Annotated in this window: 14 protein-coding genes; 7 read left to right on the top strand and 7 right to left on the bottom strand. The window is 61.1% G+C overall.

Going from position 1 to position 14,920, the window contains the following annotated elements; translation table 11 throughout:
• Window positions 1-80: 80 nt before the first annotated feature.
• Window positions 81-1,619: an amidase gene (locus FJQ55_RS12340; RefSeq protein WP_246085089.1), complete on the top strand. Its 1,539-nt coding sequence runs from the start codon at window positions 81-83 to the stop codon at window positions 1,617-1,619.
• Window positions 1,620-1,646: 27 nt separating this feature from the next.
• Here the strand turns inward: FJQ55_RS12340 and FJQ55_RS12335 are convergent, their stop codons facing one another.
• Window positions 1,647-2,672 (bottom strand): zinc-dependent alcohol dehydrogenase family protein, encoded by a 1,026-nt coding sequence (locus FJQ55_RS12335; protein WP_140828281.1) that lies wholly within the window; start codon window positions 2,670-2,672, stop codon window positions 1,647-1,649.
• 170 nt (window positions 2,673-2,842) lie between these two features.
• On the opposite strand from FJQ55_RS12335, the gene FJQ55_RS12330 reads away from it, so the two are divergent.
• Both FJQ55_RS12330 and ypfJ read left to right on the top strand, forming a co-directional pair.
• The gene (locus tag FJQ55_RS12330) at window positions 2,843-3,511 is read left to right on the top strand and encodes a glutathione S-transferase family protein (RefSeq protein WP_140828279.1); all 669 of its coding nucleotides are present in this window, start codon (window positions 2,843-2,845) and stop codon (window positions 3,509-3,511) included.
• A gap of 73 nt (window positions 3,512-3,584) precedes the next feature.
• Window positions 3,585-4,508, top strand: coding sequence for a KPN_02809 family neutral zinc metallopeptidase (ypfJ, locus tag FJQ55_RS12325; RefSeq protein WP_140828277.1), 924 nt, complete (start codon window positions 3,585-3,587; stop codon window positions 4,506-4,508).
• A gap of 48 nt (window positions 4,509-4,556) precedes the next feature.
• Here ypfJ and FJQ55_RS12320 read toward each other — a convergent pair whose 3' ends face one another.
• Window positions 4,557-5,036, bottom strand: a complete 480-nt coding sequence (locus FJQ55_RS12320) for a DUF2938 domain-containing protein (RefSeq protein ID WP_140828275.1) — start codon at window positions 5,034-5,036, stop codon at window positions 4,557-4,559.
• A gap of 289 nt (window positions 5,037-5,325) precedes the next feature.
• Between FJQ55_RS12320 and FJQ55_RS12315 the strand changes: the two genes are divergently transcribed.
• Window positions 5,326-6,729, top strand: coding sequence for an MATE family efflux transporter (locus tag FJQ55_RS12315; RefSeq protein WP_140828274.1), 1,404 nt, complete (start codon window positions 5,326-5,328; stop codon window positions 6,727-6,729).
• Window positions 6,730-6,764: 35 nt separating this feature from the next.
• Here FJQ55_RS12315 and carA read toward each other — a convergent pair whose 3' ends face one another.
• A complete protein-coding gene (carA, locus tag FJQ55_RS12310) occupies window positions 6,765-7,970 on the bottom strand; it encodes a glutamine-hydrolyzing carbamoyl-phosphate synthase small subunit (protein WP_140828273.1) in 1,206 nt (401 codons plus the stop codon).
• A 320-nt stretch (window positions 7,971-8,290) separates the two neighbouring features.
• Here carA and FJQ55_RS12305 point away from each other — a divergent pair, with 320 nt between their 5' ends.
• Window positions 8,291-8,743 (top strand): GatB/YqeY domain-containing protein, encoded by a 453-nt coding sequence (locus FJQ55_RS12305; protein WP_140828271.1) that lies wholly within the window; start codon window positions 8,291-8,293, stop codon window positions 8,741-8,743.
• Window positions 8,744-8,799: 56 nt separating this feature from the next.
• Here the strand turns inward: FJQ55_RS12305 and FJQ55_RS12300 are convergent, their stop codons facing one another.
• On the bottom strand, window positions 8,800-9,129 hold the full coding sequence (locus tag FJQ55_RS12300) for a BrnA antitoxin family protein (RefSeq protein ID WP_140828270.1): 330 nt from the start codon (window positions 9,127-9,129) through the stop codon (window positions 8,800-8,802).
• Window positions 9,065-9,259, bottom strand: a complete 195-nt coding sequence (locus FJQ55_RS23910) for a BrnT family toxin (RefSeq protein ID WP_342781695.1) — start codon at window positions 9,257-9,259, stop codon at window positions 9,065-9,067. The genes FJQ55_RS12300 and FJQ55_RS23910 overlap by 65 nt, the downstream gene beginning before the upstream one ends.
• A 280-nt stretch (window positions 9,260-9,539) precedes the next feature.
• Here FJQ55_RS23910 and dnaG point away from each other — a divergent pair, with 280 nt between their 5' ends.
• Both dnaG and rpoD read left to right on the top strand, forming a co-directional pair.
• Entirely contained in the window at window positions 9,540-11,540 is a 2,001-nt protein-coding gene (gene dnaG, locus FJQ55_RS12290; RefSeq protein WP_140828269.1) for a DNA primase, read from the top strand.
• A 467-nt stretch (window positions 11,541-12,007) separates the two neighbouring features.
• A complete protein-coding gene (gene rpoD / locus FJQ55_RS12285; protein WP_140828267.1) occupies window positions 12,008-14,071 on the top strand; it encodes an RNA polymerase sigma factor RpoD in 2,064 nt (687 codons plus the stop codon).
• Window positions 14,072-14,177: 106 nt separating this feature from the next.
• On the opposite strand, the gene FJQ55_RS12280 is transcribed toward rpoD, so the two are convergent.
• Both FJQ55_RS12280 and FJQ55_RS12275 read right to left on the bottom strand, forming a co-directional pair.
• Window positions 14,178-14,576, bottom strand: a complete 399-nt coding sequence (locus FJQ55_RS12280; protein WP_140828266.1) for a type II toxin-antitoxin system VapC family toxin — start codon at window positions 14,574-14,576, stop codon at window positions 14,178-14,180.
• On the bottom strand, window positions 14,573-14,848 hold the full coding sequence (locus tag FJQ55_RS12275) for an AbrB/MazE/SpoVT family DNA-binding domain-containing protein (protein ID WP_246085087.1): 276 nt from the start codon (window positions 14,846-14,848) through the stop codon (window positions 14,573-14,575). Before FJQ55_RS12275 ends, FJQ55_RS12280 begins: the two co-directional genes overlap by 4 nt.
• Window positions 14,849-14,920: the final 72 nt, after the last annotated feature.

Here is a 14,920-nt window from a genome sequence, read left to right as displayed (position 1 = left end):
GTCCAAGCTGGAATCTACCCTTCGATGGTTAAGCAGTCCTTTATATTCGACTGGACGGTTATGTTGGCGGCGCCCTTGTCATGATGAAGGTTTCTCCCGATGGTGGCGCCACGGAGATGACGGCAGGGGGAGAGATGTTTCAGGATTACGCTGAATATGACGGGCTTGGACTGGCAGAGCTGATCCGCCGCGGCGACGTGTCTGCGAGCGAGGTGCTGGAGGCCGCGATTGCGCGGATCGAAGCGATCAATCCTTCGCTCAACGCGGTCGTGCGGCCGCTCTTCGAGCGCGCCCGTAATCGCCTGGACGCCGGGGTCGGCGACGGACCACTTTTTGGTGTGCCGTTTCTGGTCAAGGATCTGCTGGCGCAGATCGACGGCGTGCCGACAGGCAATGGCAACCGGTTGTGGGCAGGGCCGGTGGCGCGCGGCGACAGCGAACTGGTTCGGCGATGGGAAGCGGCGGGCCTTGTCATTGCAGGCCGGACGAACACGCCGGAGTTCGGATTGACACCTTATACAGAGGCCGAGGCCAGCGGGCCGGCACGCAATCCCTGGGATGTGAGCCGGACGCCCGGCGGCTCGTCGGGTGGATCGGCGGCGGCTGTTGCAAGCGGCATGGTGCCGATCGCATCGGGTGGCGATGGCGGCGGATCGATCCGCATCCCGGCTTCAGCTTGCGGTGTCTTCGGCATGAAGCCGACGCGAGGCCGCACTCCGGCCGGTCCCTTCATCGGCGAGGCCTGGTCCGGCTTTGCCATCGAACATGTGCTGACCCGCTCGGTGCGAGACAGTGCGGCGGTGCTCGATGCCACGCACGGGCCCGATATCGGCTCCCCGCATCCGCTGCCGGTGTTTGCCGGCTCCTATCTGGAGGCCGTCTCCCGGTCGCCGGTGCGGCTGAAAATTGCCGTATCGAAGGCGCCGATGCTCGGAAAGACGGTGTCGCCGGAGGTCGTGACGGCTTTCGACGAGGCCGTGTCCTTGCTGACGGACCTCGGACATCAGGTGGTGGAGGCCGCACCGCCGGTCGACCGGGAGGCCTTTTCCATGGCATTCCTGACAGCGCTGGCGGGGGAATTGCGGGCCGATATCGAGTTCACGGCAAAGACATTCGGCGTGCGGATAAGGCCCGGCGATTACGATGCTTCGTCCTTCGGCATGGGACTGCTCGGCGATGGCTACTCGGCGGCGGAACTGGTTGCGGCACATCGGTACTTGAAGCTCGCCAGTCGTTCCGTGCTCGGCTTTTTCAACGACTACGAAGTGCTGATGACGCCGGTCCTCTCGTCGCTGCCGGTTAAGATCGGGGCATTGCAGCCGTCTTCGGCAGAAAAGGCGCTGCTGAAGGTGCTTGGCCATGTCGGCGGTGGATGGCTGCTGAAGAAGCTCGGGATCGCCGAGCAGTTGGCAGCGCAGACCTTCGAATTCATTCCGTGGACGCCGGTCTTCAACGTCACCGGGCAGCCGGCGATGTCGGTGCCGATTGGCTGGTCGAAGGAGGGGCTGCCGATCGGCATGCAGTTTGTTGGCCGCTTCGCCGACGAGGAGACGCTGTTCTCGCTTGCCGGACAGTTGGAGCAGGCGCGGCCCTGGAAGGACAGGCGGCCCGTGCTGTGAGCGCGGGCACACCTTCGGCTACACGCTTTACAAGCTCGGGACGACCAGAACCTTGACCTCACCTCGGCCCGGCGGGTTGGATACAACAGCCGGAGCCTCATCGAGCGAGACCTTGCGGGAAATCAGCCGCTCGACCTCGATCGTGCCTGATGCGATCAGATCGGCGGCGCGGCGGTGGGTGAAGGGGTTGAGGAAAGAGGTGACAAGTTTCACCTCGCGGAAGAGCAGGTCGAAGGGCTCGATCTCGATCTTCTCGCCCTGCGCCATGACACCGAGGATGACGACTGTGCCGCCGGGACGGACCAGTTTCACGGCCTGCTGCACTGTCTCGCCGACGCCTGCACATTCGAGCACCACGTCCACCCCGCCGGGAACGAGGCCTGCGGCGCCAGTTATGGCCTCGATGATATCCGATGCCGAGGGATCGACACTGGCGGTCGCACCGAGCTGTTCCGCGAGTTCGCGGCGCGACGCCTGGCGGGTGGACAAAATGACGGTGCTGGCGCCGGCAAGTCGTGCGAGCTGCACGGTCAACAGGCCGATCACGCCGCCGCCGAGCACGACGACCGAGGATCCGGCTTTGATCTCGGAAAGGTCGATGCCGTGCAGGCAGCAGGCGAGCGGTTCGCAGAAGGCGCCGAACATCGGGTCGAGATCTGGAGGCAGCAGGAAGGCCTGTTTCTGCGGCACGACCACGTAGTCGGCGAAACCGCCATCGCGGGCGATGCCGATCGCCTGAAGATTGCGGCAAAGATTGACCCGGCCGTTGACGCAATGGCTGCAGCGGCCACAGGCGATGTTCGGATCGCCGGTAATGCGATCGCCGATGGCAAAGCCGGTCACCTGCGAGCCGATCGCCTCGATGATGCCGGAAAACTCATGCCCGAGCGTTACCGGGGGCTTCGAGGGAAATTCCCCGTGGAACAGGTGACGATCGGTGCCGCAGACGCCACAGGCCTCAACGCGCACCAACAGATCCTCCGGTCCGGGCGCTGGCTTGTCCACTTCCCGCGTGAACAACTGCCCGACACCCTCGAGCCGCATGGCTTTCATTGCATTCTCCTCCAAATTGAATCGCCCCCGGGCGATACTGGCACGTGGCACAAAGCGATGCCAATCCCGTAAATCTCAGGGAGGCGGAGGTTGCAATTCGCGGCGCCTGCCGTCGACGGATAGGGTTGCCGGCGCTAGATAGGAAAGTCTCTGCCAATGGGACGTTTACGATGATCACAGTGCATTACCTCGACAATTCCCGCGCGCACCGCATCCTGTGGCTCCTGGAGGAACTGGGGCTCGACTACCAAGTCAAGGTCTATCACCGGACGAAAGAGTACCGGGCGCCTGAGGAATTGAAGGCGATCCATCCGCTCGGCAAGTCGCCTGTCATCGAGGATGGCGGCCGGATAATCGCCGAAAGCGGCGCGATCATGGAGTATCTAATCGAGACCTATGGCGGCGAGAGCCTGCGTCCACCGGAAGGCACGGATGCGCGGCTGCGCTACCGCTACTGGATGCATTATGCCGAGGGGTCGGCCATGCCGCTTCTGGTGATGAAGCTGATCTTTGCGCGCATTCCGGGCCAGGTACCCTTCTTCATCAGGCCTGTTGCGAAGATGATTTCCGGAGGTGTCGCCTCGAAGTTGATCGATCCGCAGTTGGCCGATCACCTGTCGCTCTGGATTGCGGAAGTCGGCGAGGACGGCTGGTTCGCAGGATCAAATTTCTCTGCGGCCGATATCGCCATGAGCTTCCCTGTCGAGGCCGGCATGACGCGGATCGACAAGGGACAGGATACGACGGTGCTCCGTGGCTGGATGGAGCGCATCCGCGCGCGGCCTGCCTATCAGCGGGCGCTGACGCGTGGCGGGGAATACGGCTATTCCACGAGCTAAAGCTTGATGACGCGACGGAACGCTTTAAGCTGATATGGCGTTGAGGACGGCAACAGCCGGAGAGGGGATCATCATGGAATGGAAGGGCCGTCGTCAGTCGGACAATATCGAGGATCGGCGCGGGCAATCCTCCGGGGGCGGTTTCGGGCGCAATCCCTTCGGTCGTTCGGGCATTCAAATTCCCATGGGTGGGCGACGGGGCGGTGGGCTCAGCATCGGCACCATCATCTTCCTCGCGGTCATCTACTTTGTTCTGAAAGCCATGGGCATCGACATGCTCCAGGTGCTGGAGGAGGGCAATGTCTCCGGTGGCTCCGGCTATGAGCAACAGGTCGGCAGCCGACCCGCCGGCCCGGCGAATGACGAGATGACGGCCTTTGTCCGCACGGTTCTGGCCGAGACCGAGACGACCTGGAACGGGATCTTCAAGCAGTCCGGCGAGACCTACGAGGAGCCGAAGCTCGTTCTGTTCGACGGTACGACGCGATCGGCCTGCGGAAAGGCTTCGTCCGCCACTGGTCCTTTCTATTGCCCTGGTGACCGAAAGGTCTATCTCGACACCGCCTTTTTCCGGCAGTTGTCCGATCAGTTCAACGCCGCCGGCGATTTTGCCCAGGCCTATGTGATTGCGCATGAGGTTGGCCATCACGTGCAGAACCTGACCGGCGTGCTGCCGGAGTTCAACCGCCAGCGTCAGGCGATGGGCGAGCGCGAGGCGAACAAGATGTCCGTGCGGGTGGAGTTGCAGGCGGATTGTTATGCCGGCATCTGGGCGAAATCCGCCGACAAGGAGGGTATCCTGTCCGACGGCGATCTGGAGGAGGCGCTCAATGCGGCCCAGCAGATTGGCGACGATACGCTGCAGAAGCGCAGCCAGGGCTATGTCGTGCCTGATGCCTTCAACCATGGCACATCGGCCCAGCGCATGACATGGTTCAAGCGCGGTTATGACAGCGGCAATGTCAGCGCCTGCGATACGTTCTCGGGCAACATCTGAGGCTTGAGAGAAGAGGCCGCCGGCTTGTAAAAGCGGCGGTCCTTGCGATCAGCGCAGCAGAAGTGCCGTCAGCCAGAGGCCGAGGCCGAAGACGGTGTGGGCGATGAGGTTCATGGCGCGGACCTTGGTCGGGTTTGGCGTTTTAGAGGCGGCCCAGCCGATGCCGAGACCCGGTTGAAGGAGGAACCATCCAGCGGCCACGGTGATGATGGCCCAGATCCAGGCCGGCAGGAAGGTCGGTTGCGCCAACCATTGCTGGCCCATGATCAGAACGAGCACCACTCCATAGAGGATGCCGACGGCATAATGGCTGACCCAGCCGAGCGCCATTTCGTGCCGATAGGGTAACGCCTCGGCAATGCTCTCGTGAAACACCTTGCCGTTCTTCAGATGATAGAACCAGCGACCGACGGGTGCCCAGTTCGCTTTCGATTGGCCGAAGAGGGCGCTGAGCAGGATGGCCCAGAGGTCCATCGCCACCGTCGCGCCCGCGCCGATGATCATGCCGCGCCAGATCAATTCAAACATAAGGGAAGCCATTCTCATGAGGAGTGTCGGCGGCAGCATAGGCGCAGGGTGGGTCCGCAGGAAAGAGGCTCTGGTGTTTTCCCACTGAGAGCCACGTGATGACCATCGCTGCATTGAAGGAGCAGAGCTGCGTCTGCCTCAAATTTCATCAAATTCCGTGAAGTCTTGACGAATTAAATTGCACAGTGGTGGATTCCGCTTGCCGGTTGTTGGGGCTTCTCCTATCCATCCTGCACATGCCGCGACCAGCCCCTGTCTGGAAGCGGCTTTTTTCGTTCGGATGCCTGTCATGCACGCCACCAATTTTTCCGAAGTTAATCCTCCTACCGCCGCTGGTAGCTGGGTCTCCCATATCCGGGCGACGATGTCGCTCGGGGTGCCGCTGATAGGGGCGCAGCTGGCGCAGCTCGGCATTCATACGACCGATGTGGTGATCGTGGGGCAACTGGGTGCCGTGCCGCTTGCGGCAATGGTGCTGGCGGGGCAGTTCTTCTTCACCATCTTCATCTTCGGTTCGGGATTCTCGATGGCCGTCATCCCGATGGTCGCGCAAGCCTATGGACGTAGTGACGTGATCTCGGTGCGGCGCTCGATCCGCATGGGCATGTGGGTGGCGATCCTCTACACGCTTCTGACGGCGCCGCTCTTCTACAATGCCGAGGCGCTGCTCTTGTCGCTGGGCCAGAAGCCGGAAGTGGCCGCGCTTGCTGCCGGCTACGTCCGGATCATCCAGTTCGGCCTCTTGCCGGCGCTGCTCTTTGCCGTCTTGCGGGCGCTGGTGAGCGCGACCGGCCGGGCGCGTATCGTGCTCTGGGTAACCCTTGGTATTCTGGTTCTCAACGCGATCCTCGCCTATTGCCTGGTGCTTGGTCATTTCGGCTTTCCGGCGCTTGGCATGACGGGTGCGGCGATCGTCGCCGTCATCGTCCAGTGGGTGAGCTTTCTTGCCATGGTCGCCTATCTGCAGACGCGGGAGGAAACGAAGCGGTATGAGCTGTTCATCCGCTTCTGGCGTCCGGATTGGCAGGCGTTTCGCGAGGTCCTGCAATTGGGTTTGCCGATCAGTGTGACTGTGCTGGCGGAGGTGAGCCTATTCACCGGCGCTTCGCTTTTGATGGGGCGGATTGGTACCATCGAGCTGGCGGCCCATGGCATCGCACTGCAGCTGGCCTCGATCGCATTCATGATCCCGCTTGGTCTGTCACAGGCTGCGACCGTCAGGGTCGGGGTCGCGCATGGGCGGGGCAATTATGCGGAGCTGGTGCGCGCTGCGATCACCGTGACGGGGATTGCGGCCATCCTGTCTCTCACGGGCGGCATTCTGTTCATGGCAATCCCGCATCTGCTCGCCGGTGCATTCTTGAACGAGCATACGCCGGATGCAACTGATGTACTTGCTTATGCCGGGCCGCTGGTTGGCATTGCCGGGATCTTTCAGTTGGTGGATGGCCTGCAGGCGATCGCAAGCGGGCTCCTCAGGGGGCTCAAGGATGCGCGCGTGCCAATGATCATGGCGCTGGTTGCCTACTGGCCAATTGGCTTCCTGCTTGCCTGGCTGTTGGCATTTCCGCTCGGCGTTGGCGGTATCGGGATCTGGATCGGCTTTGTCGTCGGGCTGGCGAGCGCTGCCTTCATGCTGTGTCTGCGCTTTTACCTCAAGGTCCGGCATGAAATGCAAACGGCCCGGGGATGAACCCGGGCCGCCAATCGCGCTTTGCCTGATACTTTTCAGCGTTCGGCTAGTGCCGGTTCGCCCTTGGTCTCCCGCACCATGTTGATGAAGCGGCGGAAGAGATAGTGGCTGTCCTGCGGGCCGGGGGAGGCTTCCGGGTGATGCTGGACGGAGAAGACCGGCTTGCCCTTGAGGCGCAGACCGCAATTGGTGCCGTCGAACAGAGAAATGTGAGTCTCTTCGACGCTTTCCGGCAGGGACTTCGAGTCGACTGCGAAGCCGTGGTTCATCGAGACGATCTCGACCTTGCCGGTGGTGAAGTCCTTGACGGGATGGTTTGCGCCGTGATGGCCCTGATGCATCTTCTCGGTCTTGCCGCCGAGCGCCAGGCCCAGCATCTGGTGACCGAGGCAGATGCCGAAGAGCGGCTTTTCCGACTTGATCAGGTTCTGGATGGCGGGGACGGCGTATTCGCCGGTTGCGGCCGGGTCGCCAGGGCCGTTCGACAGGAAGACACCATCCGGGTTCAGCGCCAGGATATCCTCGGCAGACGAGGTGGCGGGAACGACGGTCACCTTGCAGTCGAGACCGGCGAAGAGGCGCAGGATGTTGCGCTTCACGCCGAAGTCGACGCAGACGATGTGATACTTGGCGTCATCGGCGCCGAGCGTCGTGTGGCCCTCGGTCCAACTCCAGTCCTTCTCGTTCCAGACGGAGGACTGACCGGAGGAGGCGACCTTGGCGAGGTCGAGGCCTTCGAGGCCGGTCCAGGCCTTGGCTTCGGCCTTCAGGGCCTCGATGTCGAAATTGCCGTTCGGATCGTGCGCAATGACGGCATTCGGCGCGCCATTTTCCCGGATCCAGGCGGTGAGCGCACGTGTGTCGACGCCCGAAAGGCCGATGACGCCTCGGCTTTTGAGCCAGGCGTCGAGATGCGAGGCGGCGCGGTAGTTCGAGGGCTCGGTGATATCGGCCTTGAAGATCGTGCCGACCGCGCCGTGACGGGCTGCCGGTGTCAGATCTTCAATGTCTTCGTCGTTGGTGCCGACATTGCCGATATGGGGGAAGGTGAAGGTGACGATCTGGCCGAGATAGGAGGGGTCGGTCAGGATTTCCTCGTAGCCGGTCAATGCCGTGTTGAAGCAAACTTCCGCCTGGACCTTGCCCGTTGCGCCGATGCCATGGCCTTCGATGACCGTGCCGTCGGCGAGAACGAGGAGGGCGGTCGGCTTGCGGGTTGTCCAGGGAGCTGTCGCGGTCATGGTCGTTCCTTGTTCGCCCGCGCCCCGGCCCTCTTGTCGAGGCAGGGTCGCAGGGCCATCTATGTTGCAGATCGAGGGCGCGCGAGGACGCGCGATTTCAAGCCCTGATGACAATTTGCGTGCAGGTGCCGAGCAATAGACGGATCGGTCGACGAGGTCAATTCGTCAGTGTCTTCGGCTCACGGATTTCTCTCAAGCCATTTCAATGGTTTGTGCAATTCGTTTGCACTGCGGAAACTGTCTGGATATGAGAAGGCAACAACGAACAAGGAAAAGCCACAATTTCCACCGTCCGCCCCGGCTTTTCCGCGGAGAGACCAATGCTACGCGATATACTCGCCAATGCGATGAAAGAGTCCCTGAAGGCCAAGGATGTCAGACGTACCTCGACGGTACGTCTGATCCAAACGGCGATCAAGGATCGTGACATCGCCCATCGCGGCACCGGCAAGGATCCGGTGACCGATGACGAAATCATGCAAATCCTGATGAAGATGATCAAGCAGCGGGACGAATCCGCCCGGATCTATTCGGAAAACGCCCGTCCGGAGTTGGCCGCCCAGGAACTCGAGGAAATCGAGATCATCAAGTCCTTCATGCCGGAGCAGATTCCGGAAGAGAAGGTGCGTGAGCTTTGCAAGGCTGTGATCGACGAGACTGGGGCTCAAGGCCTGCGCGATATGGGCAAGTGCATCAGCACGCTGAAGGAGCGCTATGCCGGTCAAATGGATTTCGGCAAGGCGTCCGGTGTGGTCAAGGACCTGTTGAAGTAGACTCTCGTTCTCCGTCACATTCTGTTTGGCGCCGCCTTCGGGCGGCGTCCTGCGTTTCAGCCCTTCGCGCGCTTCTGCTCGTCGACGAAGTGGCGCAGGACCGCGTTGATGCGGGTCTGGTAACCCTTGCCGGTCGCCTGGAAGAAATCGACGATGTCTGGATCGAGGCGGATCGAGATCGCCTTTTTCCTGTCAGGGATGACCATCTTGGCCTTGGACCAGTCGATGTCCATGAAGTCCTGCCAGTCGGGATCGTCGCGCATGGCGCGCTTGATGTCTTCGTCGGTCATCGCATCGACGCGCGCCCAGTCGGTCTGGCTTTCACCGCGGGCGATCATCTCCTCGATCTCTTTGATCGTATATCTGACGATATCTTCTTTGTTCATCGTCGTGAGCCGCTCTTGCTGAGATGATGCGGCAAACCTCGCCGCGCATGATAAAGACCACTGCGATCAGTCTCAAAGTGTCAGGGCATATGGCGAGGGTTCGCAGTTCGCCATTTCTCTCGGAGCGCATGTCGAGGCGCGGTCCTTACAGCGCATCGGCGGCACGCGGAAAGTCGATACCGTGCTTTTCGACGTTCGCTAGACGCTTGACTTCATCCCACTCGAAAACCCATTCATCTTGCGGGATGTCGTCCAGATTGCGCATCGCCCGTGGTCCGTAAAACTGACCCGATCCATTGTATATACAATTGTCATCCAGATCAACGGCTGTGAATAGTGGGCATCTCGCGCGAAAGCCTTGGCGTCGCCGTCCGTCCCTGCCTATATGAAGATCAGAATTCAGGTGACCGATGCGCTTTTCCAACGACTTCCTCGACGAGATCCGTGACCGCGTGCCGATTTCGGCCGTGGTGGGCCGTCGTGTGACCTGGGATCGCAAGAAGACCAATGTCTCTCGGCAGGATTACTGGGCCTGCTGCCCGTTTCATGGGGAGAAGAGCCCGAGCTTTCACTGTGAGGATCGCAAGGGGCGTTACCACTGCTTCGGCTGCGGCGTTTCGGGCGATCATTTCCGATTTCTCACCGATCTAGAAGGGTTGAGCTTCGTTGAGGCGGTGCAGCAGGTGGCTGACATGGCCGGCATTTCGATACCGCAGCCGGACCCACAGGCGGAACGGCGCGAGAAAGAGCGCACGACGCTGCAGGACGTCATGGAAATGGCGACGCAGTTCTTTCAGGACCAGTTGCAGACGGCAAGCGGCGCTAGGGCGCGGGCCTATTTGCGGGAGCGGGGGCTGACCGGTCGGACGATCGAGACGTTTCGCCTGGGTTATGCGCCCGAAAGTCGCAATGCGCTGAAGGAGTATCTGGCAGGCAAGGGCGTGCCGAAGGAGCAGATCGAGGCCTGTGGGCTCGTCGTCCACGGCCCGGAGATCCCTGTATCCTATGACCGCTTCCGCGACCGGATCATGTTTCCGATCCTTTCGTCGCGCGACAAGGTGATTGCCTTCGGCGGTCGCGCCATGTCGCCGGATGCCATGGCGAAGTATCTCAATTCCAATGAGACGGAACTCTTCCACAAGGGCAATGTACTCTACAACTTTTCCCGCGCCCGCAGGGCTTTGCAGGGAGCCGATGGCGCCGAGACGCTGATTGCCGTGGAAGGTTATATGGACGTGATCGCGCTTCACCAGGCGGGGATCGAGAATGCGGTCGCTCCGCTCGGCACGGCACTGACGGAAAACCAGCTGCAGTTGATGTGGAAGACGACGCCGGTGCCGGTGTTGTGCTTCGATGGCGACGGCGCAGGGCAGCGGGCGGCGTTTCGCGCCGTCGACATCGCGCTCCCCCATCTGAAGCCTGGGCAATCGGTGAGGTTCGCCATGCTGCCAGATGGCAAGGATCCTGATGATCTCGTCAAACATGACGGCCGCGCGCCCTTCGACCGGGTCATGGCCGAAGCCCAGCCGCTCGCTGCCATGGTCTGGGCGCGCGAAGTGTCGAGCGGTGTCTTCGACACGCCGGAAAAGCGCGCGGAACTTGAGGCCAAGCTCAAGCAGGTGGTGGCGGTCATTGGCGATGAAAATGTGCGGCGGCATTACCAGCAGGATATTCGCGACAGGCTCTATGCCTTCTTCCAAGGCAGCCAGCCGCAGCGCGGTGAACGTGGCAACTTTCAAGGCAATGGGCGCGGCCAGGGGCAGGGCGGACAGGGACGGTTTGGCGGACGTCAGCCTGGGCCGGTTGCAGCCGGGCGCGGTGCGATTTCGGATCGGCTCGCGCGCTCCGGTCTCGTGCGTGGACATCAGGATCAACCAACCCTTCGAGAGACGGTGCTGGCGCTCACCATCGTCAACCATCCGACCCTGCTCGAAGATGAATATGACGAGATCGCCGCGATCGAATTCGAGAATGCGGCCCTGCAGAAACTCTGGTCGTCGCTGCTGACGGCGGTGGCAGAGGCCGATCATGGCCTCAGCCGTGAGGTCCTGATCGGCAAGCTGGAAGTGCATGGCCACGGCACGCTTCTCAGGACGCTCGACCAGCAGATCCGCAATGCGAGGCTGTGGACCGCGACCGAGATTGCGGCCGCCGAAGATGCCCGGGAGGGCTATCGTCAGGCATTGTCGCTCTACAAGCGGGCACGGGCCTTGAAACGTCAGCGCAAAGAACTTGAGCGCGAGGTGGCGGAGGCGACCGAAGCAGATGATGCCGAGCGCATCGACCAGTTGATCAGCGCGCTGCACGAGGTGCAGTCCGAAGTGGCGCGGATGGAAAACCAGGAAGCGATCATCGATGGGTTCGGCGTGATGTCCGGCCGGGTGAAGGGAGCGGCCACCGGACACCACTGACGGCGGGAACCCGGTTCGAAGGCTCCTCGCACTCAATTTCTGCAAGGACGAGGGCGGCGGCACTCGGTGTCGTGCCGAATCTCCTGTTCCCGCCGTGCCGACCCTCTTGTTTCCAGGGGCGCATGTCCTACATGTGCGAAGATCGGTGATAAAGACGCCGTTGAACGGCTTGTTTTGTTGATTTTCCGCGTATCTGCTGCAGAAGAGCTTGACGCCAGGAAAAATTGTGGGAATCACCAATTCAAGCACACAAGGGTGACGTGGGTTCTGACGGGTCTCTGGTATGATGACAGGTCATGCAGACAATCGAAGGTTCGGCGCTGCGACCGCAATGCCCATAGTTAATCAGGAATTAAGCAACACTCCGTTAGGTCAGTGACAAGCGATATGCCCGGGTGAGTGGTCGGCTCTCCCATCCGTCCGGCAGTTCGCAGCATGATCAGACGTCAGGGAAAGCGACGAGATAAATGGCATCGAAAGTCAAAGAAAACGAAGAAGCCGACGGCGAACGCGACGGCGCGACGGACGGTCCGCTTCTCGATCTTTCCGATGACGCGGTCAAGAAAATGATTAAGGCCGCGAAGAAGCGCGGCTATGTGACCATGGACGAGTTGAATTCGGTTCTGCCCTCGGAGGAAGTGACCTCCGAGCAGATCGAGGACACGATGGCCATGCTTTCCGACATGGGCATCAACGTCATCGAGGACGAAGACGCCGACGAGCCGGCGGCTGCCGAAGATAGCGACGACGAGGATGGTGACAGCGAAGGTGGCGAGCTTGCCCCTTCGGCCGGCACGGCCGTCGCGACCGCCAAGAAGAAAGAGCCGACGGATCGTACCGACGACCCGGTGCGCATGTATCTGCGCGAAATGGGTTCCGTCGAGCTTCTGTCCCGCGAGGGCGAAATCGCGATTGCCAAGCGCATCGAGGCCGGCCGCGAGACGATGATCTCCGGCCTCTGTGAGAGTCCGCTGACCTTCCAGGCGCTGATCATCTGGCGTGACGAGCTCAACGAAGGCACGACGCTTCTGCGCGAGATCATCGATCTCGAAACCACCTATTCCGGCCCGGAAGCCAAGGCCGCGCCGCAGTTCCAGAGCCCTGAAAAGATCGAAGCCGACCGTAAGGCGGCCGAGGAGAAGGAAAAGGAGCGCGCCAAGCGCCGTCCGCAGGCTGCCTCTGGTGACGACGACGACATCACCGCCATGGGCGGGGAGGGCATGCCGCCGGAAGAGGAGGAAGAAGACGAGGACGAGAGCAATCTGTCTCTCGCCGCGATGGAATCCGAACTGCGCCCGCAGGTCATGGAAACCCTCGACCTCATCGCCGACACCTACAAGAAGCTGCGCAAGCTGCAGGACCAGCAGGTGGAGGCACGTCTTGCCTGTGCCGGCACACTGTCGTCCGGTCAGGAGCGTCGTTACAAGGAGCTGAAGGATCAGCTGATCACGGCCGTCAAGTCGCTGTCGCTGAATCAGAACCGCATCGACAGCCTTGTCGAGCAGCTCTACGACATTTCCAAGCGTCTGATGCAGAACGAGGGCCGCCTGCTGCGTCTCGCCGAAAGCTATGGCGTCAAGCGCGAGGCCTTCCTTGAGCAGTATCAGGGCGCCGAACTCGATCCGAACTGGATGAAGTCGATCGCCAATCTCTCCGGTCGCGGCTGGAAAGAATTTGCCAAGGAAGAAAACGCGACGATCCGCGACATCCGTGGCGAGATCCAGAATCTCGCCACCGAAACCGGTATCTCGATCGCCGAATTCCGCCGTATCGTTTCCATGGTCCAGAAGGGCGAGCGCGAAGCGCGTATCGCCAAGAAGGAAATGGTCGAGGCGAACCTGCGTCTCGTCATCTCGATCGCGAAGAAGTACACGAACCGCGGGCTGCAGTTCCTCGATCTCATCCAGGAAGGCAATATCGGCCTGATGAAGGCGGTCGACAAGTTCGAGTATCGCCGCGGCTACAAGTTCTCGACCTATGCGACCTGGTGGATCCGTCAGGCGATCACCCGCTCGATCGCCGACCAGGCCCGCACGATCCGTATTCCGGTGCACATGATCGAGACGATCAACAAGATCGTCCGAACATCGCGCCAGATGCTGCACGAAATCGGCCGCGAGCCGACGCCGGAAGAATTGGCTGAAAAGCTCGCTATGCCGCTCGAAAAGGTCCGTAAGGTCCTCAAGATCGCCAAGGAACCTATCTCGCTCGAAACCCCCGTGGGTGACGAAGAAGATTCGCATCTCGGCGATTTCATCGAGGACAAGAACGCGCTTCTTCCGATCGACGCCGCCATCCAGGCGAACCTGCGCGAAACGACGACCCGTGTTCTCGCCTCGCTGACACCGCGCGAAGAGCGCGTTCTGCGCATGCGCTTCGGCATCGGCATGAACACCGACCATACGCTCGAAGAAGTCGGCCAGCAGTTCTCGGTTACCCGCGAACGTATCCGTCAGATCGAGGCGAAAGCTCTCAGGAAGCTGAAGCATCCGAGCCGTTCGAGGAAGCTGCGGTCGTTCCTCGATAGCTGAGGCTTTCGCAAGGACGAAGAGATTGAGGGCCGGGGCGGAGACGCTCCGGCTTTTCTACTTGATGCCGGCTGGACTACGAGATGGACGAAGGAAGGGCTGTCGACAATCAGGGAAGAAGCACGGCCCCTTCGCCGGTCGCATTCAGCAATCTGATAGCCTTGCGATCAAAAGAGACGAAATGTTCGGCGCCCATCATACGCCCGGTAAAGGCGATAACGCCGTCGGCGAAATCGCCGCCTGCATTCAACAACGCCAGGCCCGCCTGCACAGCGACACGATCGACGACGACATTCCTCGTATTCAGAAGACGTTCGATGACAGCTGCGATGTCATTCCGTGCGACGCCGTAGTGACGATCAAGGACCCATACAAGTTCGCACAGCGCCTGTAGGGTTATCGCCACCAATTCCGCCTCGGCGAGCGCTTCGACGGCTGCCTTGGCCTGGATCGGGTCATCGCCCACGACGGCCCGAAGAAGCACATTGGTGTCCGCCGTGATTTTCACGCGTCGTCACCCAGTCCCGCACGAGCGCCTGCCTCGGAAATAGCTTGGTCGAGCTCGTCGAGGGAGAGGACGCGATCGTTGGTCCGCCCCTGTAAAACGCCAGCCACATCATGGAATGTGCCCTTCGGCCGCGCAGCGGAGAGTGTTGCCCGGCCATCCGGCAAAAGATCGATTTCAATCTTGTCTCCCGGCTTCAGGCCGAGATGCTGAAGGACTTCCTTACGAAAGGTGACCTGTCCGCGTGACGTTATGCTCAATTCGGCCATCATCATTTCTCCTCATCTCCAAGATAAGGTCAATTTGCATTATCTGCAATACTTGCGGCGCGACCCGGCATTCACGGG

The sequence above is a fragment of the Rhizobium glycinendophyticum genome (genome assembly GCF_006443685.1).
Classification (GTDB): Bacteria; Pseudomonadota; Alphaproteobacteria; order Rhizobiales; family Rhizobiaceae; genus Allorhizobium; species Allorhizobium glycinendophyticum.
Note: the sequence above shows the minus strand (reverse complement) of the source record. Positions and strands in the feature narration are given on the sequence as shown.